The organism is Enterobacter cloacae complex sp. ESBL7 (assembly GCF_041679625.1).
Taxonomy (GTDB): domain Bacteria; phylum Pseudomonadota; class Gammaproteobacteria; order Enterobacterales; family Enterobacteriaceae; genus Enterobacter; species Enterobacter asburiae_B.
Map to the genome: position 1 here is coordinate 1 of NZ_JBGORN010000003.1, position 21,335 is coordinate 21,335.

Genomic DNA, 21,335 nt, shown 5'->3' on the forward strand with positions numbered 1-21,335 from the left:
CATCCGACTTGACAGACCGCCTGCGTGCGCTTTACGCCCAGTAATTCCGATTAACGCTTGCACCCTCCGTATTACCGCGGCTGCTGGCACGGAGTTAGCCGGTGCTTCTTCTGCGGGTAACGTCAATCGACAAGGTTATTAACCTTATCGCCTTCCTCCCCGCTGAAAGTACTTTACAACCCGAAGGCCTTCTTCATACACGCGGCATGGCTGCATCAGGCTTGCGCCCATTGTGCAATATTCCCCACTGCTGCCTCCCGTAGGAGTCTGGACCGTGTCTCAGTTCCAGTGTGGCTGGTCATCCTCTCAGACCAGCTAGGGATCGTCGCCTAGGTGAGCCGTTACCCCACCTACTAGCTAATCCCATCTGGGCACATCTGATGGCAAGAGGCCCGAAGGTCCCCCTCTTTGGTCTTGCGACGTTATGCGGTATTAGCTACCGTTTCCAGTAGTTATCCCCCTCCATCAGGCAGTTTCCCAGACATTACTCACCCGTCCGCCGCTCGCCGGCAAAGTAGCAAGCTACTTTCCGCTGCCGCTCGACTTGCATGTGTTAGGCCTGCCGCCAGCGTTCAATCTGAGCCATGATCAAACTCTTCAATTTAAGTTTGATGCTCGTGAATTAAACTTCGTAATGAATTACGTATGTTCACTCAGAGACTTGGTATTCATTTATTGTCCGAAGACATTAAGAATCCATGTCACTTTGAGTGCCCACACAGATTGTCTGATAAATTGTTAAAGAGCAGTGCAACGCGGCTTTCGCTCACCGTTGCGAGGTGGCGTATATTACGCTTTCCTCTTTCAGAGTCAACCCGTTATTTCAGAATTTTTCTCTTCAACCGAACCTGCTGTTGTGTGAAGTGATTCACATCCGCCGTGTCGATGGAGGCGCATTATAGGGGGCCGCCGAGGAATGACAAGCGGAAAAATGCATTTTTATTTCAACCGCTCATCTTTTCGCCAAAAAGGCTATTTTTGGTGCTTTTTAATCTCTTTTGGCAGATCGGCCAGACTATTAATCACCCAATCCGCTGCATTTTCTGCTTCTGGCGTCACTGGCTTACCGGTGCGAACTAATATTTTGGTTCCAACACCCGCCGCTGCTGCTGCCTGCATATCTTCCAGTTTATCGCCCACCATATAAGAAGCAGACATATCAATGTGCAGGAACTCCTGTGCAGAGATGAACATCCCGGGATGCGGCTTACGGCAGTCACAAGTCTGGCGATACGCTTCTACCGTTCCCTGTGGGTGGTGCGGACAATAGTAGATGCCGTCGAGATCCACACCGCGGTCGGCCAACGACCAGTCCATCCATTCCGTCAGGGTCTCGAACTGCGCCTCGGTGAATTTACCGCGTGCAATACCGGACTGGTTCGTCACAACCACCAGCGCATAACCCATCTCTTTCAGCTGGCGCATGGCATCTATTACGCCCTCGATAAACTCGAACTCATCAATCTCATGAACATAACCGTGATCCACATTAATAGTGCCGTCACGATCGAGAAAAATTGCGGGTACTGATTTTGCCACCGGTTTGCTCCTGAAAAAGGCATGTTCGACTAGTATCTCATGAATCGCAGCGCAATAAAGTGCTCATCGTACAGAGTTGGATTGATTTAGACGTCTGGATGCCTTAACATCCGTTTTGTTTACGGTCATCACCCGTATCTGGCAGAAGAAAATGCCACGGCTAACTTACATACGATAAAAATAATCTAATGATTAAACTTTCCAATATCACCAAAGTGTTCCAGCAGGGGAACCGAACCATTCAGGCGCTGAACAACGTCAGCCTGCATGTTCCTGCTGGTCAAATTTATGGCGTCATTGGCGCATCGGGTGCAGGTAAAAGCACGCTGATTCGTTGTGTTAACCTGCTTGAGCGCCCAACCCAGGGCAGCGTAGAAGTTGGCGGCCAGGAACTTACCGCCCTCTCAGAGAAAGAACTCACCAAAGCGCGTCGTCAGATTGGCATGATCTTCCAGCACTTTAACCTGCTGGCTTCCCGCACCGTGTTCGGCAACGTTGCCCTGCCGCTTGAGCTTGATAACACGCCAAAAGAAGAAGTGAAGCGTCGCGTCACCGAACTGCTCGACCTCGTGGGTCTGGGCGACAAGCATGATAGCTACCCGGCAAATCTGTCCGGTGGGCAAAAGCAGCGTGTGGCCATTGCCCGCGCGCTGGCAAGTAATCCTAAGGTACTGCTGTGCGATGAAGCCACCAGCGCACTGGATCCGGCAACCACGCGTTCGATTCTGGAACTGCTGAAAGACATTAACCGTCGCCTGGGGCTGACGATCCTCCTTATTACGCATGAGATGGACGTGGTGAAACGCATCTGCGACTGCGTGGCGGTCATCAGCAACGGTGAACTGATCGAGCAGGACACGGTAAGTGAAGTGTTCTCGCATCCGAAGACGCCGCTGGCACAGCAGTTCATCCAGTCCACGCTGCATCTGGATATTCCGGAAGATTATCTGGAGCGTTTGAAAACCGAACCCGCAGCAGACAGCGTCCCGATGCTGCGCATGGAGTTCACCGGTCAGTCCGTTGACGCTCCCCTGCTTTCCGAAACCGCGCGTCGCTTTAACGTAAACAACAACATCATCAGCGCGCAGATGGATTACGCCGGTGGCGTGAAGTTCGGCATCATGCTGACAGAAATGCACGGCACACAAGAAGAAACCCAGGCCGCGATTGCCTGGCTGCAAGAACACCACGTAAAAGTAGAGGTACTGGGTTATGTCTGAGCCGATGATGTGGCTGCTGGTTCGCGGCGTTTGGGAAACGCTGGCAATGACCTTTGTCTCTGGCTTCTTTGGTTTTGTGATTGGCCTGCCGGTCGGCGTACTGCTGTATGTGACGCGTCCGGGTCAAATCATTGAGAACGCGAAACTGTACCGTACGCTCTCTGCGCTGGTGAACATCTTCCGTTCTATTCCCTTCATTATTCTGCTGGTGTGGATGATTCCGTTTACCCGCGTGATCGTCGGAACGTCTATCGGTCTGCAGGCGGCCATTGTTCCGCTGACCGTGGGGGCTGCGCCGTTTATCGCCCGTATGGTGGAAAACGCCCTGCTGGAGATCCCAACCGGTTTGATCGAAGCCTCACGCGCGATGGGCGCAACGCCGATGCAGATCGTCCGCAAAGTCCTGCTCCCGGAAGCACTGCCAGGCCTGGTGAACGCGGCAACCATCACGCTCATCACGCTGGTCGGTTATTCCGCAATGGGTGGCGCAGTTGGCGCTGGCGGTTTAGGCCAGATTGGTTACCAGTACGGCTATATTGGATATAACGCTACCGTGATGAATACCGTTCTGGTATTGCTGGTTGTTCTGGTTTATTTAATCCAGTTCTCCGGCGATCGCATCGTCCGGACCGTTACTCACAAATAACGTTACACACAACACAAACTCTACGAGTTAAGGATAAAACATGGCGTTTAAATTAAAGACCTTTGCAGCAGTAGGCGCGCTGATCGGCTCTCTGGCACTGGTGGGTTGCGGTCAGGACGAAAAAGATCCAAACCACATTAAAGTGGGCGTTATCGTGGGTGCAGAACAACAGGTTGCTGAAGTTGCTCAGAAAGTGGCGAAAGAGAAATATGGCCTGGACGTTGAGCTCGTGACCTTCAACGATTACGTTCTGCCGAACGAAGCGCTGAGCAAAGGCGATATCGACGCTAACGCCTTCCAGCATAAGCCATACCTGGATCAGCAGATCAAAGATCGTGGCTATAAACTGGTGGGTGTTGGTAACACCTTCGTTTATCCAATTGCCGGTTACTCTAAGAAAATTAAATCGCTGGACGAGCTGCAGCCGGGTTCTCAGGTTGCCGTGCCTAACGACCCAACCAACCTTGGCCGTTCCCTGCTGCTGCTGCAGAAAGTGGGCCTGATCAAACTGAAAGACGGTGTTGGCCTGCTGCCAACCGTTCTGGATGTCACCGAGAACCCGAAAAATCTGAAAATTGTTGAACTGGAAGCACCGCAGCTGCCACGTTCTTTGGACGATGCGCAGATTGCCCTGGCCGTGATCAACACCACTTATGCCAGCCAGATTGGCCTGACGCCGGCTAAAGACGGTATCTTCGTTGAAGATAAAGACTCCCCGTACGTTAACCTGATCGTGACTCGCGAAGACAACAAGGACGCGGAAAACGTGAAGAAATTCGTTCAGGCTTATCAGTCTGATGAAGTTTACCAGGAAGCCAACAAAGTGTTTAACGGCGGCGCTGTTAAAGGCTGGTAATCTCACCTCAGTGTAATATCATCAGGACGGGCTTATGCCCGTCTTGTCATTTGTGCAGTCAACTGATTCAATATCTGACGTTTTGATTATCCATTGAGGAACTATTATGCGTGCTTTACCGATCTGTCTTTTAGCACTCATGCTGAGCGGCTGTTCTATGCTAAGCAGATCTCCCGTTGAACCTGTTCAAAGCACGGCAACCCCGCCAAAAACCGAGCCTGCAAAACCGAAAGTGGTTCGCCCTGCGCCGGTTCGCATTATCACGAAAGCAGACGAACTCGTCGGTAAACCGTTCCGTGAACTGGGCGAAGTGAGCGGCGAATCCTGTCAGGCAACCAATCAGGACTCACCACCGAATGTTCCGACAGCGCGTAAACGTATGCAGATTAATGCCGCAAAAATGAAAGCCAACGCGGTTCTGCTGCACAGCTGCGAAGTCACCAGCGGCACGCCGGGCTGCTACCGTCAGGCGGTTTGCATCGGTTCAGCGCTGAACATCACGGCGAAATGAGTGCATTTCAGTTCGAGCAGATAGGCGTTATCCACTCTCCTTATAAAGAGAAGTTCGCCGTCCCCCGCCAGCCCGGTCTGGTCACCAGCGGAAGCGGTGAGCTTCACCTGATTGCGCCTTACAATCAGGCCGATGCGGTACGCGGGCTCGAGGCTTTCAGCCATTTATGGGTGGTGTTCGTGTTTCACCAGACGATGGAAGGCGGCTGGCGTCCGACCGTGCGCCCTCCTCGTCTCGGCGGAAATGCGAGAATGGGCGTGTTTGCGACTCGCTCGACCTTCCGCCCAAACCCGGTTGGGATGTCGCTGGTTGAACTGAAAGGCATACGCTGCCAGAAAGATCGGGTGATACTGGAGTTAGGTAGTCTGGACCTGGTAGACGGCACGCCGGTAATCGACATCAAACCCTATTTGCCCTTCGCCGAAGCGCTCCCGGACGCGCGTGCAAGTTATGCTCAGGACGCGCCGCAGGCGGACATGCCTGTTTATTTTACGCCTGAGATAACCGCGCAGCTCGGTCAGCTGGAGAAACGCTATCCTCGCTTACGGGATTTCATCACTGAAGTTCTGGCACAGGACCCGCGCCCGGCCTACCGTAAAGAAGAGGAAGAAGGAAAAACGTACGCCGTCTGGCTGCTCGATTTCAACGTTCGCTGGCGCGTCACCGGGGCAGGTTTTGAAGTGTTTGCCCTTGAACCCAGGTAATTTTGTTCTCCTCTCTTTTGGCATCTTTGCCACACTGGTAAACTAAACCACTTTTTTTGTGTCAGGCTGGTGTTTCAGCCTGTTCCAATCGTCGAAATGGAACCGTAACAACATGCGTACTAGCCAATATCTGCTCTCCACTCTGAAGGAGACGCCTGCCGACGCCGAAGTGATCAGCCATCAGCTGATGCTGCGCGCCGGGATGATCCGCAAGCTGGCCTCCGGGTTATATACCTGGCTGCCGACCGGCGTGCGCGTCCTGAAAAAAGTCGAAAACATCGTGCGTGAAGAGATGAACAACGCCGGTGCTATCGAGGTGTCCATGCCTGTGGTTCAGCCCGCTGACCTGTGGCAGGAGAGCGGCCGTTGGGAACAGTATGGTCCTGAACTGCTGCGCTTTGTCGATCGCGGCGAGCGTCCGTTCGTTCTCGGCCCAACGCATGAAGAAGTCATTACCGACCTGATTCGTAATGAGCTGAGCTCTTACAAACAGCTGCCGCTGAACTTCTTCCAGATCCAGACCAAGTTCCGTGACGAAGTTCGCCCACGTTTCGGCGTAATGCGCTCTCGCGAATTCCTGATGAAAGATGCTTACTCTTTCCATACCTCTCAGGAATCACTCCAAGAGACCTACGACGCAATGTACGCGGCGTACAGCAAAATCTTCTCCCGCATGGGTCTGGATTTCCGTGCTGTGCAGGCTGATACCGGCTCCATCGGCGGTAGCGCATCCCATGAGTTCCAGGTCCTGGCGCAGAGCGGTGAAGACGATGTGATCTTCTCTGACTCTTCAGACTACGCGGCGAACATCGAATTTGCAGAAGCGCTGGCGCCAAAAGAACCACGCGGCGCGGCAACGCAAGAGATGACGCTGGTTGATACGCCAAACGCGAAAACCATTGCCGAGCTGGTTGAGCAGTTCAATCTGCCTGTCGAAAAAACCGTGAAAACGCTGCTGGTGAAATCCACCGAAGGTAGCGCTTACCCGCTGGTTGCCCTGCTGGTGCGTGGCGATCACGAGCTGAACGAAGTGAAAGCCGAGAAGCTGCCGCAGGTAGCCAGCCCGCTGACCTTCGCAACGGAAGCGGAAATCCGCGCCGTGGTGAATGCGGGTCCAGGTTCACTGGGTCCAGTCAATCTGCCGGTGCCGGTTGTTATTGACCGCACGGTTGCGGCAATGAGCGACTTCTCCGCAGGTGCGAACATCGACGGTAAACATTACTTCGGCATCAACTGGGATCGCGACGTGGCGACGCCGGAAGTGGCTGACATCCGTAACGTGGTTGCAGGCGATCCAAGCCCGGACGGCCAGGGTACCCTGATGATTAAGCGCGGCATCGAAGTGGGTCATATCTTCCAGCTGGGTGATAAATACTCTCGCGCGCTGAACGCGGCCGTTCAGGGTGAAGATGGCCGTAACCAGATCCTGACCATGGGTTGCTACGGTATCGGGGTGACGCGCGTGGTGGCTGCGGCGATTGAGCAGAACTACGACGAACGCGGCATCGTCTGGCCGGACAATATTGCGCCGTTCCAGGTGGCCATTCTGCCAATGAACATGCACAAGTCTTACCGCGTGCAGGAGCTAGCCGAGAAGCTGTATGCCGAGCTGCGCGCTCAGGGTATCGAAGTGCTGATGGATGACCGTAAAGAGCGTCCAGGCGTGATGTTTGCCGATATGGAACTGATCGGTATCCCGCACACCGTCGTCATCGGCGACCGTAACCTCGACAGCGATGAGATTGAATACAAATACCGTCGCAGCGGCGAGAAACAGATGATCAAGACCGGCGACATTCTTGATTACCTGGTGAAAGCCATCAAAGGCTAAACAAAAAACCCCGCTCAGGCGGGGTTTTTTAATGGCTCAGCGTCGGCTTATTTACTGTTACAGTCTTTACCCGCAACAAACTTCGCGTCTTTATCTGCCACCAGCGTTTTCACCATCTCCCCGCTATCCGGGTTTGGCTCCAGCGTAAAGTGACCGTCAACCGTCAGCAATACCGGCTTGCTGTCATTGCCGCGTGCCACAGCGTAATCACGTTCAAGCTGCGCATTGTTTGCCACGCTGACCTTCCTGCCGGTTGCGCAGTCGGTAAAGATCGCCGCATCCGCCATATAGAAGTACATCCCCCGCATCGCCATCGGCGTGGCAGGCAGAGCCGCTTTTACCGGCGCCAGCGTGTAGTTAAGCTGGGATTCAATCGGGTTGCCTTCGCGGTCGAGCATCTCCATCCCCTCACCTTTGGCGCGGAAAAAGGTTTTCTCACCGGAGGTATCCGTCAGGACCAGCTTCTCTGCCGTACGCGCCCAGGTGCCATAAGTGGCAAAAGAAGAAGGCTCTTTAGCGCCCTGATAGCGCTGATTCATCACCCAGGTGCCATCTTTTTGCAGGAACAGAGACGTTTCAATGCCTTCGCAGTCCGCGCAAGGCAATACTCCGCGCCAGCTTTGCTGCATCGGTTTTAATTCTTCCGTTTGCGTGGGTTGTAAAACCTGCGTTTCGGAGCGGTTGTTACACCCAAAAAGCGCAAACAGCGTACTCACTGCCAGCGCTGACCATAATGCTTTTTTCACAATGAATTCCTTATGAAAAGTGTGTTCCCTTTCGTCACTCTGTCGGGCGACGAACTTTACCGCGTAGTGCTTTCACTGTGGATTTTTGGGCCTTCGAGGACAACCGACGCTCTTTCGATGCGCGGGTTGGCCGCGTTGCCCGGCGGCTTTTTTGTACTGCCGTTAGCTCTTTGATGACCGCCACCAGCCTGGCTACCGCCGCTTCCCGGTTGAGCTCCTGGCTGCGGTACTCCTGGGCTTTGATCACAATCACGCCATCGCTGGTGATCAGGTGATGGCTGGCGGCAAGCAGGCTTTCTTTATAATACTCTGGCAGGCTTGAGGCCCGAATGTCAAAACGCAAATGGATAGCCGTCGACGCCTTGTTGACGTGCTGCCCGCCTGCTCCCTGCGCACGAATGGCGGTGATCTCCAGCTCGCTGTCAGGGATGCTGACGTTTCGGGACAAGACGATCATGACGCGGGTTGCCACGCCGTTAAATGAATTTCCAGATTATTCTGAGAATCAGAGAGCCAGATGGCGCCATCCTGAATCGTCGCCTGCAAAACCATGGTCCGGCTGGCGAACTCGCTCAACTGCGCCAGCTGCTCATCATCCAGATACCAGACCGTGAGATTTTTAAACTGTCCGCACTTGCTCTTGTTTTGCTGCCACCAGATCTCCGCCGCGCGCTGATTATACGCGAATAAGGCCACTTCAGCGGACTGGGTGCAGGCCTTCTTAACTCTGCGCTCGTCAGGCAGGCCGAGTTCGATCCACAAATCGATACCCAGATGATCGTTGCGCAGCCAGGCTTCAGGCTCGTCTTCTGCGCTTAACCCACGGGAAAACTGCAGACGCTCGTCGGCATACTTAATCCACGCCAGCAGGCGCAGCATCATGCGCTCCTGGGTTTCGGAGGGGTGGCGTGCCAGCGTAAGCGACGCGTCGAGGAACTGGTTGCGATCCAGATCGGCCACATTGACCACTGCTTTATAAATTGTCGCTTTCAGCGCCATGAGAGAACTCCATTCGAATCAGGCGAACATTGTAGCGAAAACCGCGGCAAAAGGCTGTTACAGGGTGTTAAATACACCGCTATCAAGGCCCTGATATTGCTTAAATGAGTATGGTATAGTCACCTTGCTAAACCGAGTTTATCTTCGTAGGCTTAATGATATCTCACAGTAAGTCAGTGCGCTGGCGGGAGGGGATGTGAATAATTATTGTGAGTTAATTCGCAAACGGTATGCGGAAATCGCCAGCGGAGATCTGGGGTATGTCCCGGACGCGTTGGGCTGTGTATTGAAGGTGCTTAATGAAGTGGCCTCTGATGAGAGCCTTTCAGAGTCGGTCAGGGAAAAAGCAGCGTATGCTGCGGCGAATTTACTGGTGAGCGATTATGTCGATGAATGATACTTATCAACCCATCAATTGTGATGACTATGACAACCTCGAACTCGCCTGCCAGCATCATTTATTACTGACGCTGGAGCTAAAAGATGGCGAAGTGTTGAAGGCGAAAGCCAGCGATCTGGTTTCACGAAAGAATGTGGAATACCTGATAGTGGAAGACGCCGGTGCGACGCGTGAGCTGCGTCTGGACAAAATAGCCAGCTTCAGCCACCCGCAAATCGGCACCGTCGTGGTGAGCGAATCCTGATGACACTAACGGGCAGCCTGGCTGCCCGTTACGCTTTCTGCCACTCAAAACGGACACCCTCTTCTGACCACCCCTCTTCCGTGATGAAAACCCCTGCCGCAGCGATAAGCGTTTCTCCGTAGAAGAGTAGCGGCGTGGTGTCGCGCAGCCACGGCGGCACGTTACACTCCTGCCATATTTTCTTCAGCTTCCGTCCCCCGTTGCGCCCGACGATATGCAGCATGCCGCCAGCCTTAAAGCGCACGGTGACCGGTTCATCGGGCTTCGGCAGCCGCACATGACCAGACGACAGGAGAGAGACGCGTCCTGCCTCACAGGGCAATATCAGGGGCGCGTCAGGAGAAAGCCAGTCGAGCACCACATCGGTCAGCGAGGGCATGGATTTTATCCACCAGAGCTCCCCTTTATAGCGTCTCACCTCAAAACCGTTCAGGTGGACGCACGGGGAAGCATCATCCCGCGCCAGTGCGACTTCGTCCCAGATACGGCTCAGCATTGTCCGCGACGGCATCGCGGCGCGATGAAAGGCCAGCCAGCGCCGTAGCAGCGCGGCGCGACGTACCGGGCTCATCGCTTTCATCGGTGCGATCGCCAGCGCCCCGTCTGCAGAAATAAGCCCAGCCAGCTCGTCTCTCAACAGCTCATCCAGCAACGACTCCTGTTCGGCGCACAGCATGGCGCTTCTTGCCGTCGCGTCGGCGAAATGCGGCCAGCGCTCGCTGAGCAGCGGGAGAACGCGCAGACGCAGGAAGTTACGGTCGTAGCCGTCATCCTGGTTACTCTCATCTTCGATCCAGTTCAGCTGATGTTCTCGCGCCCAGGCTTCCAGCGAGGCACGCGTCTCGCCAAGCAGCGGACGCAGTAGCGTTGTGTCGGCAAATTCAGAACGCGCCGGCATGGCAGAAAGCCCCGCCGGCCCGCTGCCCCGCTTAAGAGCCAGCAGAAAGGTTTCACACTGGTCATCAAGATGCTGAGCCGTGACCAGCGCTTCTCCAGTACGTAATGCCCCGGCAAACGCGGCATAGCGGGCTTTCCGCGCCTGCGCCTCGATGCCCAGCCCTTCCTTCGCAAGCGTCACTCGCTCAACGATGAGCGGGATCGCCCAGGCCGCACACAAGGCTTCACAGTGCACCACCCACGCCTCTGCGTGAGGACTTAATCCGTGGTGAATATGCATCGCCCGAAGCTGGACGTCAGGTTCCCGATCGCGCCAAAGCTTAAGGCGATGCAGCAACACGGTAGAATCCAGGCCACCGCTAAACCCCACCAGCAGCTGGCGGTACGGTGAAACGGCTTGTGCGATAGCGGGTGAGGTCATAGGAGATTACACATAAAAAATGCCCGAACTGAGCGGGCATTATCACACAGGACAACCATTACTGCTGATAAAGCTCCAGCGGCAGGCCGTCCGGATCGTTGAAAAAAGTAAAGCGCTTGTCGGTGAACGGATCGACGCGTATCGCTTCGCACGTCACGCCGTGCGCTTCCAGATGTTTTACCGCGCTATCCAGGTCATCGACGCTGAAGGCAAGATGACGCAGGCCGCAGGCTTCCGGGCGGGAGGGACGCGCAGGCGGAAAAGGAAAAGAGAACAGCTCAATCACATATTGCCCGTTTAACGCCAGGTCGCCCTTCCAGGAGTCGCGCTCCTCGCGGTAGGCCTCGCTCATGAGCGTAAAGCCCAGGATGTCGCAGTAGAAGGCCTTACTTTTCGCGTAATCGGTCGCAATGATCGCAATATGATGAACAGCTTTTAAACCCAGCATAGCTTCTCCTTTTTATGATGCCTGAACGTTACAACCGAAAACCCGCGCCTGGCAAGCGGTCACCCTTATTTTAGGACTCGCACCCAGTAAACGCCGCTCTCGTCGCGCTTCGCACCGTGGATATCCGTCTCAAAACCGGGATAGTGGCGCCCGACAGAGCAGAGCATCAGCAGGAAATCGAGCACGGCCCGACTCTCTTCGGTAATCATCTCTCCCGGCATCAGGAGCGGAACGCCCGGCGGGTAAGGCAGGATCATGTTAGCCGATACGCGCCCGACCAGGTTTTCCAGCTCGACGGTTTCGACCTCCCCTTTCACCTGGCGCTGCCACGCCTTGTGCGGGGTAAACTTCATCTCCGGTAAGACATCGAACGCCTGAAGCATCAGACGCGGCAGATCGTGCTGACGGATCAACCTGTGGATCCCCTGGGCCAGATCCTGAATGCGCATATTTCGATAGAAGTCGGGATCCTCCGCGTAGAGATCCGGCAGCATGTTCTTCACCCGCAGGTTGAGATCGTAGGCGCGCTTAAACTCCATCAGGCCGCGCAGCAACCCCATCGCCCGGGTTTTGTCGATCCCGATGCTGAACAGGAACAGCAGGTTATAGGGACCGGTTTTCTCCACCACCACGCCACGTTCATCAAGGAATTTCGCGACCAGCGCGGCCGGAATACCTTCATCGCTCATCTTGCCCTGCTCATCCATGCCCGGCGTCAGGATCGTCACTTTTACCGGGTCGAGGAACATATGGTCGCTATCGGCATCCCGGAAGCCATGCCAGCCTTCGCCGGGCGAGACGGGCCAGCATTCTGCTTCATCAATCTCTTCCGGCTGCCAGATATCAAAGAACCAGCCGTCGGCTTCATCTTTCAGCCGCTGAACCTCTTTGCGGAAATGCAGCGCGCGTTCCACCGAACGATTGATGAGACGCTTACCGGGATTGCCGCGCAGCATCGCCGCGGCCGTTTCAATAGAGGCCACCAGCGGGTAGCTCGGCGAGGTGGTGGTGTGCATCATAAAGGCTTCGTTGAACGTGTCTTCGTCGTACTCGCCTTTGATGTGAATAAGCGAAGCCTGGGAAAACGCCGCCAGCATTTTATGCGTCGACTGCGTTTCGAAGAACACTTTCCCCGGCACGCGTTCACCGCTCATGCCGCTTTTGCCGGCGTAAATCGGATGGAAATTAGTGTATGGCACCCATGCGGAATCGAAGTGGATCGACGGCACGTCCAGCGTCTGTTTGATCCAGTTCGTGTTGTACAGCAAACCGTCGTAGGTGGAGTTGGTGATCACCGCATGGACAGGCCAGCTTGCGCCAGGAATTACCGCGACCTTACTTTCAATGGCTTCGTGGGTGAACTCCCGGCGCGGAATGCCGCCAAGAATACCGAGCGCGTTACGCGTGGGTGACAGCCAGAGCGGTACGACGTCGCTCATCATCAGCAGGTGCGCCAGCGATTTATGGCAGTTACGGTCAATCAGCAAGGTGCTGCCAGCAGGCGCAGCGTACATCCCGACGATTTTGTTCGAGGTCGAGGTGCCGTTGGTCACCATATAGCTCTGCTCGGCGCCAAAGGTGCGGGCGATATACTCTTCGGCTTCCAGATGCGGCCCGGTGTGATCCAGCAGGGAGCCCAGTTCGGTGACTGAAATCGACACGTCCGCTTTTAGGGTGTTGCCACCGAAGAAATCATAGAACAGGCAGCCCACCGGGCTTTTTTGATAGGCCGTCCCTGCCATATGCCCTGGCGTACAGAAGGTATATTTCCCCTCTTTCACGTAGGTGAAGAGCGCACGGGTAAAGGGGGGAGTGATGTTATCGAGATATTCATTCGTGTATTGCTGAATGCGGGTCGCAATATCTTCCGCGACGCCGAGAGAATATTCAAAGAACCACAGCGCCATACGCATATCATTGGCGCTGACGTCCATGGTTGAGTGGGTATTGATAAACGCGTACAGCGGGAGGTATTCGTTCAGCTTGTTGATGTCGCTGCACAGTTCGAGATCATATTCGTCCCAGTCGAAGATCACGCCGCAGATACGCGGGTTATGCTCGATGAACTTCAGCAGATCGGCGCTGTTGTGCGGCCAGATTAGCTGATACCCGCGCGACTGCAGGGATTGCTCCAGCTCCTTAATCGGCTCATCTTTATAAAAGACGCCGTGTGGCCCCATAATGGCAATGATATTCATGGGCTTCCTCCTTAAAAAACATTAGCTAAGCATAGTCCGGCTAAACCGCAGGTATAAAAAAAGCCGCAACATTGTGCGGCTTTTCAGATAATTGTGAAGCTTACGCGTAACCGTAGGTCATCAGACGCTGGTAACGGCGGTTGAGCAGATCGTCTTTGCTCAGCACGTCCAGATCCGCCAGGTCAGCCAGCAGCTGCGCTTTCAGAGAAGCCGCCATTACTTCCGGCTTACGATGCGCACCACCCAGCGGTTCCGGGATGATGGAATCGATCAGCTTCAGCTCTTTCAGGCGTGGCGCAATGATGCCCATTGCTTCTGCAGCCAGCGGCGCTTTGTCGGCGCTTTTCCACAGAATGGACGCACAGCCTTCCGGGGAGATAACGGAATAGGTGCTGTACTGCAGCATATTCACTTTATCGCCCACGCCAATCGCCAGCGCACCGCCGGAACCACCCTCACCGATGACGGTACAGATGACCGGCACCTTCAGACGAGACATCTCGCGCAGGTTGCGCGCGATAGCTTCAGACTGACCGCGCTCTTCCGCGCCCACGCCAGGGTATGCACCTGGGGTGTCGATGAAGGTGATGATTGGCATGTTGAAACGCTCAGCCATCTCCATCAGACGCAGGGCTTTACGGTAGCCTTCTGGTGCTGGCATACCGAAGTTACGACGGATTTTCTCTTTGGTTTCACGACCTTTCTGATGACCAATGATCATCACCGGGCGTCCGTCCAGACGCGCGATACCACCAACGATAGCTTTATCGTCAGCGTATGCGCGATCGCCTGCCAGTTCGTCAAATTCGTCAAACGCCAGGCGGACATAATCCAGGGTGTACGGACGCTGTGGATGGCGAGCCAGCTGGGCCACCTGCCATGCGCCGAGATCGGCAAAGATTTTGCGCGTCAGCTCTACGCTTTTCTCGCGCAGACGATGCACTTCTTCGTCGATGTTAATATCCAGTTTTTCATCCTGACGGCTTACCGCTGTCAGAGAATCGATTTTCGCTTCCAGCTCAGCAATCGGCTGTTCGAAATCAAGGAAATTCAGACTCATAGTATTCCTGTATTAGTCAAACTCCAGTTCCACCTGCTCCGAACCAATGAGGCCACGGAGATCGTTCAGTAAACGATCGCTCGGAGAGACACGCCACGTTGCACCAAAGCGCAACCGCGCACGTGCATCCGCCCTCTGATAGTAGAGATGTACTGGAATTGTCCCCGAGCGGTGGGGTTCCAGAGACTGACGGAGTCGGTTTAAAAGCTGGTCATCAATTTGCCTGTCCGTCAGCGAGATAGCAAGCCCGCGAGCATATTTTTCCCGGGCTTCGTCAATGTCCATCACTTCGCGGGCGGTCATTTTAAGCCCCCCACTGAAGTCATCAAAGCTGACCTGTCCGCTGACGATAAGTATGCGGTCTTTTTCCAGCAATTGCTGGTATTTATCCAGCGCGTCGGTGAACAACATCACCTCCAGACGCCCGGAACGGTCATCCAACGTACAGATGCCGATACGATTGCCGCGCTTGGTGACCATAACCCTTGCGGCAATCACGAGCCCCGCAGCCGTGGTGATTTTACCACGTTCTGTCGGATGCATGTCTTTAAGCCTGTGGCCGCCGACATAGCGCTCAATTTCTTTGATGTACTGGTTGATCGGGTGCCCCGTCAGGTACAAGCCTAACGTCTCACGCTCCCCATCCAGTACCACCTGTTCTGGCCACGGCTGGCAGTTGGAATAAGATTGCTCGATCTGCTCTGGCTCTTCCGCCAGCACCCCGAACATATCCGCCTGACCAATGGCTTCCGCTTTTGCGTGCTGATCCGCCGCTTTCAGGGCGTCGCCGAGGGAATTCATCAGCGCGGCGCGGTGCGGCCCCAGCCTGTCAAACGCGCCGGACATGATCAGTTTTTCCAGCACGCGACGGTTCAGTTTTTTGGTATCGGTACGGGCGCAAAGATCGAACAGCTCGCGGAAATACCCGCCATTGTTACGCGCTTCGATGATCGCCTCGATCGGACCTTCGCCCACGCCTTTGATCGCGCCGATCCCGTAAACGATCTCTCCGTCGTCGTTGACGTGGAAGTGGTAGAGCCCTGAGTTAATATCCGGCGGCAGGATCTTAAGGCCCATGCGCCAGCACTCGTCCACCAGGCCAACCACCTTCTCGGTGTTGTCCATATCGGCCGTCATTACCGCCGCCATAAATTCAGCAGGATAGTGTGCTTTCAGCCACAGCGTTTGATATGACACCAAAGCATAGGCGGCGGAGTGGGATTTGTTAAATCCGTACCCGGCGAATTTCTCCACCAGGTCGAAGATTTTCATCGCCAGCTCGCCGTCAACGCCGTTTTTCTTCGCCCCGTCTTCAAAGATGGAACGCTGCTTGGCCATCTCTTCCGGCTTTTTCTTACCCATCGCACGACGCAGCATGTCCGCGCCGCCGAGCGTATAGCCGGAAAGCACCTGAGCAATCTGCATGACCTGTTCCTGATACAGGATAATGCCGTAGGTTGGCTCCAGCACCGGCTTCAGGCTTTCATGCTGCCACTGAACGTCCGGGTAAGAAATCTCTTCGCGACCGTGCTTACGGTCGATAAAGTTATCTACCATCCCTGACTGCAGCGGGCCCGGACGGAACAGGGCGACCAGTGCGATCATATCTTCGAAGCAGTCGGGCTGCAGGCGTTTAATCAGATCTTTCATGCCGCGGGATTCAAGCTGGAAGACGGCCGTCGTCTCCGAGCGCTGCAGCATGTCGAAACTTTTCTTGTCATCCAGCGGGATGGCGGCAATGTCTATCGGCTCAAGGCCCTGCTTTTCCCGGCGCGGGTTGATCATCTTCAGCGCCCAGTCGATGATCGTCAGCGTACGCAGGCCGAGGAAGTCAAACTTCACCAGCCCGGCGTATTCTACGTCGTTCTTATCAAACTGAGTAACCGGGTGCTCACCCGCTTCATCGCAGTAGAGCGGCGCGAAGTCGGTAATTTTGGTCGGGGCGATAACCACGCCCCCCGCATGCTTGCCGGCGTTACGCGTGACGCCTTCCAGCTTGCGCGCCATGTCGATCAGCGCTTTCACTTCTTCGTCAGCTTCGTAGATTTCCGGCAGCTGAGGTTCGGCTTCAAACGCTTTTGCCAGCGTCATGCCCGGATCGGGCGGCACCAGCTTCGAAATACGATCGACAAACCCGTACGGGTGGCCCAGCACGCGGCCGACGTCACGGATAACCGCCTTCGCCGCCATCGTACCGAACGTAATAATCTGTGATACCGCATCACGGCCGTACATATCGGCGACGTGCTCGATCACCTGGTCACGTTTCTCCATGCAGAAGTCGACGTCAAAGTCGGGCATGGAGACACGTTCCGGGTTAAGGAAACGTTCGAACAGCAGGTCGAATTCCAGCGGATCGAGGTCGGTAATTTTAAGCGCATAGGCCACAAGCGATCCCGCACCGGAGCCACGTCCCGGTCCAACCGGTACGCCGTTATCCTTCGACCACTGGATAAACTCCATTACGATCAGGAAGTAGCCCGGGAAGCCCATCTGGTTGATGACCTGGAGTTCAATATCCAGGCGCTCATCGTACGGCGGCCGCTTCTGTTTGCGAACGGCCTCATCCGGGAACAGGAATTCCAGACGCTCTTCCAGACCTTCTTTTGATTTCACGACCAGGAAATCTTCCGTGGTCATGTCACCCGTCGGGAACTGCGGCAGGAAGTATTCGCCGAGGCGGACGGTAACGTTACAGCGCCTGGCGATCTCTACGCTGTTTTCCAGCGCTTCGGGGATATCGGAGAAGAGTTCACACATCTCCTCCTCGCTGCGCATGTACTGTTGAGCGGAGTAATTACGCGGCCGTTTCGGATCGTCGAGCGTGAAGCCATCGTGGATCGCCACGCGAATTTCGTGAGCGTCAAAATCTCCCGGCTCGAGGAAGCGTACATCGTTTGTCGCGACGACGGGCAGCCCGCGTTCTTCCGCAAGTGCGACCGCCGCATGCAGATAGCTCTCTTCGTCCTGACGACCGGTGCGGATCAACTCCAGATAATAACGATCCGGGAAATACTCTTCATAGAACGAGACGCACTGATCCACCAGCGCGCTATTGCCGCGCAGCAGGCATTTACCGACATCGCCCATACGGCCGCCAGAGATCAGCAGCAGCCCTTCGTTCAGCTCAGCCAGCCAGTCCCTGTCGATCCACGGGCCCAGCGCACCATATCCGCGCTGATAGGCTTTTGAGATAAGCAGAGTGAGGTTTTGATAGCCCGTGTTGTTCATCGCCAGCACGGAGATTTGCGTCATTTCATCGCCGACGAGATCGCTCTGGACATGAAAATCTGCGCCGACGATAGGCTTCATTCCCGCACCGTGCGCCGTTCCGTAGAACTTCACCAGGCCACACAGGTTGGTAAAATCGGTGATCGCCAGCGCGGGCATGCCAAGGGAGGCCGCCTTTTTTACCAGCGGCCCGGTCTTCGCCAGCCCATCGATCATGGAGTAGTCGCTATGCACCCGCAGGTGTACGAAACGTGGTTCAGCCATCTTCAGATTCCGCGTTACTTAATTGCTTGCGTATTGATTCAGGACACCCGTCCCAGCGCGCGTTTCACCGGGCCAAAACTGCGCCGGTGATGTTCGGTTGCGCCATGTTCAGCCAGCCTTTCCAGATGGAAAGGTGTGGGATAACCCTTATGCTGGGCGAAACCATACTGAGGATAAGTGAGGTCCAGCGCGGCCATTTCGGCGTCGCGCGTCACTTTGGCAATGATAGAAGCTGCGCTAATTTCTGCGACCCGACTATCGCCTTTGACGACCGCCATTGAAGGCATGGGCAATGCCGGACAGCGGTTGCCGTCAATCAGGACATATTCCGGGGAAATTTTCAGACCTGCTACCGCACGCTGCATCGCCAGCATCGTGGCATGCAAAATATTCAGCTCGTCTATTTCATGCGGTTCAGCGCGCCCCAGGCTCCAGGCCAGCGCCTTCTCCTGAATCTCACTGAACAGCGCCAGACGGCGTTTTTCAGACAATTTTTTTGAGTCGTTCAGCCCGATAATCGGGCGAGCCGGATCGAGGATCACCGCGGCAGTCACCACAGCCCCGACCAACGGGCCACGACCCACTTCGTCCACGCCCGCCACAAGGCGAGTGTGAGGATAAACAAATTCCATCATTTTGCTAACTCCAGCACCGCATCAGCCGCTTGCTCATCAGCATTACAGCGGATCAGTTGATGCAGTTCGCGGAAGGTATCGTGCATCTGGTGGCTGGTCTTGCCGTTCGCGAGCAGCGGCAGTAGTGCATCGGCAAGCGCCTGCGGCTGGCACTCATCCTGCAGCAGCTCTTTCACCAGCTCGCGCCCGGCAAGCAGGTTTGGCAGGGAGACATAATCCGTTTTAACCAGACGTTTTGCCAGCCAGAAAGTGAACGGCTTCATGCGATAACCGACCACCATCGGGCATTTCGCCAGCATGCATTCCAGCGCCGCCGTGCCGGAGGCCAGCAGCGCGGCATCGCTCGCATACATCACTTCCCGCCCTTTCCCGTCCAGAAGACGGACGTGAAGATCCGGGGCGACTTCCGCTTTGATGCGCTCAAACTGCTCACGGCGTTTCGCATTTACCAGCGGAACAACCACTTCAAGATCCGGATAGGTCTGGCGAAGAATTTGCGCAGTTTTGAGGAAATCGGCGCTCAGCATCTCAACTTCTGCACCACGGCTGCCCGGTAGCAATGCCAGACAGTGCACATCGTGCGGGATGCCCAGCGCGTCGCGCGCCGCGTTTTTATCCGGATCCAATGGCATCGCATCCGCCATGGTATGACCGATAAAACGGCACGGAACATTAAATCTGTCGTAAAACGCTTTTTCGAAAGGCAGGAAAGCCAGCACCAGGTTGGTGGACCGTCCGATTTTGAAAACGCGTTTCTGTCGCCACGCCCAGACGGACGGACTGACGTAGTGAATTGTTTTGATACCCTGCTTTTTCAGATTCCCTTCGAGGGTAATGTTGAAATCAGGCGCATCGATACCGACAAACACATCGGGTTTGAGTTCAGTAAAACGGCGGGTGAGATCGGCGCGGATGTGCAGCAAACGGCGTAGCCGTCCCAGCACCTCAACGATGCCCATCACGGCGAGTTCTTCCATTTCATACCAGGCTTCACAGCCTTCGGCCTGCATCAGCGGGCCAGCAACGCCGACAAAGCGAGCATTGGGTACACGCGCCTTAAGCGCGCGGATGAGACCGGCACCAAGAATATCGCCGGAGGTTTCTCCGGCGACCAGGGCTATCGTAAGCGGACGACTGTCGACCATTAACGAATCAGACCCCTTGTTGAACGGTCAAAGAATTCCATGAACGCGTTCACTTCCGGGTGCTTATTCGCCAGCTCGGCAATTTCCGGCTTCGCCTCTTCCAGCGTTTTACCGCTACGGTACAGCAGTTTGTACGCGTTGCGGATGGCAGTAATCGCTTCGCGACTAAAACCACGACGCTTGAGGCCTTCGATGTTCACGCCAAACGGCGTGGCATGGTTGCCCTGCGCAATCACATACGGTGGGACGTCCTGCGCCACACCGGAGCATCCGCCAACCATCACGTGCGTACCAATGATGCAGAACTGATGGACTGCGGTCATGCCGCCAATAATTGCGAAGTCATCAACCGATACGTGTCCTGCCAGCGTTGCGTTGTTGGCAAGAATACAGCGGTCACCCACGGTACAGTCGTGCGCGATGTGCGCATTAACCATAAACAGGTTATCGCTGCCCACCTTCGTCAACCCACCACCCTGTACTGTTCCACGATGAATAGTGACGCTTTCGCGAATACGGTTACGATCGCCAATTTCCAGACGCGTCGACTCACCAGCATATTTCAGATCCTGGTTAACTTCGCCGATGGAAGCGAACTGATAGATCTCGTTATTGCAGCCAATGGTCGTGTGACCATTCACGACAACATGAGATTTCAGTACTGTACCCTCACCAATTTCGACATGGGGTCCAACAATACAAAACGGGCCAATGTGGACGTTAGCGCCAATGATGGCACCGGTTTCCACAATAGCGGTAGGATGAATAAAGGCGGATTTATCAATCACGTATCAGGACTCCCGGCTACGAGCACACATCATCGTCGCTTCGCAAACAACTTTGCCGTCAACCAGCGCTACGCCTTTGAAGCGAGTCAGGCCACGACGCGTTTTTTCAAAAGTGACTTCCATGATCATCTGATCACCAGGCACGACAGGGCGCTTAAAGCGCGCTTCATCAATACCCGCGAAGTAATACAGCTCACCTGGCTCCAGTTTGCCAACGCTTTTAAACGCCAGAATACCGGTAGCCTGAGCCATCGCTTCCAGAATCAACACACCCGGGAAGATAGGCTTACCAGGGAAGTGTCCCTGGAAAAACGGCTCGTTCACGGAAACATTTTTCACTGCGCGCAGAAAACGACCTTCTTCAAAATCCAGCACACGGTCTACCAGCAGAAACGGGTAGCGGTGCGGCAGAAGTTCTAAAATCTCTTCAATATGCAGAGTATGAGTGTCAGTAGTCAAAATACTCTTCCTGTCAAAATGTACTGATAACAATAATAACACGGCCTGCCGGTTTATTAGAAAGCCGACAGGCCGGGAAAAATAGCGTTCAAC

The 21,335-nt window shown here is 55.1% G+C and carries 21 protein-coding genes and 1 rRNA gene; 8 read left to right on the forward strand and 14 right to left on the reverse strand.

Annotation, left to right across the window (positions count from 1 at the left end):
• Together ACERY3_RS13335 and gmhB are read right to left on the reverse strand one after the other, a co-directional pair.
• Nucleotides 1-604 (reverse strand): 16S ribosomal RNA (locus ACERY3_RS13335); the annotation flags it as partial.
• Between the two features lie 368 nt (nt 605-972).
• A complete protein-coding gene (gene gmhB / locus ACERY3_RS13340; protein WP_029741186.1) occupies nt 973-1,539 on the reverse strand; it encodes a D-glycero-beta-D-manno-heptose 1,7-bisphosphate 7-phosphatase in 567 nt (188 codons plus the stop codon).
• Between the two features lie 188 nt (nt 1,540-1,727).
• Between gmhB and metN the strand changes: the two genes are divergently transcribed.
• The 6 genes from metN to proS all read left to right on the forward strand — a co-directional run bounded on the left by metN (nt 1,728) and on the right by proS (nt 7,307).
• The gene (gene metN, locus ACERY3_RS13345) at nt 1,728-2,759 is read left to right on the forward strand and encodes a methionine ABC transporter ATP-binding protein MetN (protein WP_023310475.1); all 1,032 of its coding nucleotides are present in this window, start codon (nt 1,728-1,730) and stop codon (nt 2,757-2,759) included.
• Nucleotides 2,752-3,405 (forward strand): methionine ABC transporter permease MetI, encoded by a 654-nt coding sequence (locus ACERY3_RS13350; RefSeq protein WP_014168730.1) that lies wholly within the window; start codon nt 2,752-2,754, stop codon nt 3,403-3,405. The genes metN and ACERY3_RS13350 overlap by 8 nt, the downstream gene beginning before the upstream one ends.
• Nucleotides 3,406-3,445: 40 nt before the next feature.
• On the forward strand, nt 3,446-4,261 hold the full coding sequence (gene metQ / locus ACERY3_RS13355) for a methionine ABC transporter substrate-binding lipoprotein MetQ (protein ID WP_014168729.1): 816 nt from the start codon (nt 3,446-3,448) through the stop codon (nt 4,259-4,261).
• Between the two features lie 106 nt (nt 4,262-4,367).
• Entirely contained in the window at nt 4,368-4,772 is a 405-nt protein-coding gene (rcsF, locus tag ACERY3_RS13360; protein ID WP_058840569.1) for an Rcs stress response system protein RcsF, read from the forward strand.
• On the forward strand, nt 4,769-5,476 hold the full coding sequence (gene tsaA / locus ACERY3_RS13365; protein WP_023310474.1) for a tRNA (N6-threonylcarbamoyladenosine(37)-N6)-methyltransferase TrmO: 708 nt from the start codon (nt 4,769-4,771) through the stop codon (nt 5,474-5,476). Before rcsF ends, tsaA begins: the two co-directional genes overlap by 4 nt.
• A gap of 112 nt (nt 5,477-5,588) precedes the next feature.
• Nucleotides 5,589-7,307, forward strand: a complete 1,719-nt coding sequence (gene proS / locus ACERY3_RS13370; RefSeq protein ID WP_033144681.1) for a proline--tRNA ligase — start codon at nt 5,589-5,591, stop codon at nt 7,305-7,307.
• 47 nt (nt 7,308-7,354) lie between these two features.
• Here proS and nlpE read toward each other — a convergent pair whose 3' ends face one another.
• Genes nlpE through ACERY3_RS13385 form a run of 3 tightly spaced genes read right to left on the reverse strand, consistent with a single transcriptional unit; the run spans nt 7,355 to nt 9,052 of the window.
• Nucleotides 7,355-8,053 (reverse strand): envelope stress response activation lipoprotein NlpE, encoded by a 699-nt coding sequence (gene nlpE / locus ACERY3_RS13375; protein WP_039260572.1) that lies wholly within the window; start codon nt 8,051-8,053, stop codon nt 7,355-7,357.
• Nucleotides 8,054-8,087: 34 nt separating this feature from the next.
• Complete coding sequence (arfB, locus tag ACERY3_RS13380) at nt 8,088-8,510, reverse strand: alternative ribosome rescue aminoacyl-tRNA hydrolase ArfB (protein WP_048978981.1); 423 nt, start codon at nt 8,508-8,510, stop codon at nt 8,088-8,090.
• Complete coding sequence (locus ACERY3_RS13385) at nt 8,507-9,052, reverse strand: YaeQ family protein (RefSeq protein WP_039260576.1); 546 nt, start codon at nt 9,050-9,052, stop codon at nt 8,507-8,509. The genes arfB and ACERY3_RS13385 overlap by 4 nt, the downstream gene beginning before the upstream one ends.
• 196 nt (nt 9,053-9,248) lie before the next feature.
• Here ACERY3_RS13385 and ACERY3_RS13390 point away from each other — a divergent pair, with 196 nt between their 5' ends.
• Nucleotides 9,249-9,449: a YaeP family protein gene (locus tag ACERY3_RS13390; protein ID WP_008501889.1), complete on the forward strand. Its 201-nt coding sequence runs from the start codon at nt 9,249-9,251 to the stop codon at nt 9,447-9,449.
• Nucleotides 9,436-9,696, forward strand: coding sequence for a Rho-binding antiterminator (gene rof / locus ACERY3_RS13395; protein ID WP_008501890.1), 261 nt, complete (start codon nt 9,436-9,438; stop codon nt 9,694-9,696). The genes ACERY3_RS13390 and rof overlap by 14 nt, the downstream gene beginning before the upstream one ends.
• Nucleotides 9,697-9,724: 28 nt before the next feature.
• Here rof and tilS read toward each other — a convergent pair whose 3' ends face one another.
• The 9 genes from tilS to fabZ all read right to left on the reverse strand — a co-directional run bounded on the left by tilS (nt 9,725) and on the right by fabZ (nt 21,242).
• Nucleotides 9,725-11,014 carry a tRNA lysidine(34) synthetase TilS gene (gene tilS / locus ACERY3_RS13400; protein WP_058840567.1) on the reverse strand — a complete coding sequence of 430 codons (1,290 nt, stop codon included), beginning with the start codon at nt 11,012-11,014 and terminating at the stop codon, nt 9,725-9,727.
• A 58-nt stretch (nt 11,015-11,072) separates the two neighbouring features.
• Complete coding sequence (locus ACERY3_RS13405; protein ID WP_023334583.1) at nt 11,073-11,462, reverse strand: VOC family protein; 390 nt, start codon at nt 11,460-11,462, stop codon at nt 11,073-11,075.
• A gap of 65 nt (nt 11,463-11,527) precedes the next feature.
• Nucleotides 11,528-13,660, reverse strand: coding sequence for a lysine decarboxylase LdcC (locus ACERY3_RS13410; RefSeq protein ID WP_058840566.1), 2,133 nt, complete (start codon nt 13,658-13,660; stop codon nt 11,528-11,530).
• Nucleotides 13,661-13,760: 100 nt separating this feature from the next.
• A complete protein-coding gene (accA, locus tag ACERY3_RS13415) occupies nt 13,761-14,720 on the reverse strand; it encodes an acetyl-CoA carboxylase carboxyl transferase subunit alpha (RefSeq protein WP_023310466.1) in 960 nt (319 codons plus the stop codon).
• Between the two features lie 12 nt (nt 14,721-14,732).
• Nucleotides 14,733-18,215: a DNA polymerase III subunit alpha gene (gene dnaE / locus ACERY3_RS13420; protein WP_058840565.1), complete on the reverse strand. Its 3,483-nt coding sequence runs from the start codon at nt 18,213-18,215 to the stop codon at nt 14,733-14,735.
• 38 nt (nt 18,216-18,253) lie between these two features.
• Nucleotides 18,254-18,850: a ribonuclease HII gene (rnhB, locus tag ACERY3_RS13425; RefSeq protein ID WP_024907528.1), complete on the reverse strand. Its 597-nt coding sequence runs from the start codon at nt 18,848-18,850 to the stop codon at nt 18,254-18,256.
• Nucleotides 18,847-19,995, reverse strand: a complete 1,149-nt coding sequence (gene lpxB / locus ACERY3_RS13430; protein ID WP_058840564.1) for a lipid-A-disaccharide synthase — start codon at nt 19,993-19,995, stop codon at nt 18,847-18,849. Before lpxB ends, rnhB begins: the two co-directional genes overlap by 4 nt.
• On the reverse strand, nt 19,995-20,783 hold the full coding sequence (gene lpxA / locus ACERY3_RS13435; RefSeq protein ID WP_058840563.1) for an acyl-ACP--UDP-N-acetylglucosamine O-acyltransferase: 789 nt from the start codon (nt 20,781-20,783) through the stop codon (nt 19,995-19,997). The genes lpxB and lpxA overlap by 1 nt, the downstream gene beginning before the upstream one ends.
• A 3-nt stretch (nt 20,784-20,786) precedes the next feature.
• Nucleotides 20,787-21,242 carry a 3-hydroxyacyl-ACP dehydratase FabZ gene (fabZ, locus tag ACERY3_RS13440; protein WP_010426706.1) on the reverse strand — a complete coding sequence of 152 codons (456 nt, stop codon included), beginning with the start codon at nt 21,240-21,242 and terminating at the stop codon, nt 20,787-20,789.
• Between the last annotated feature and the right edge of the window lie 93 nt (nt 21,243-21,335).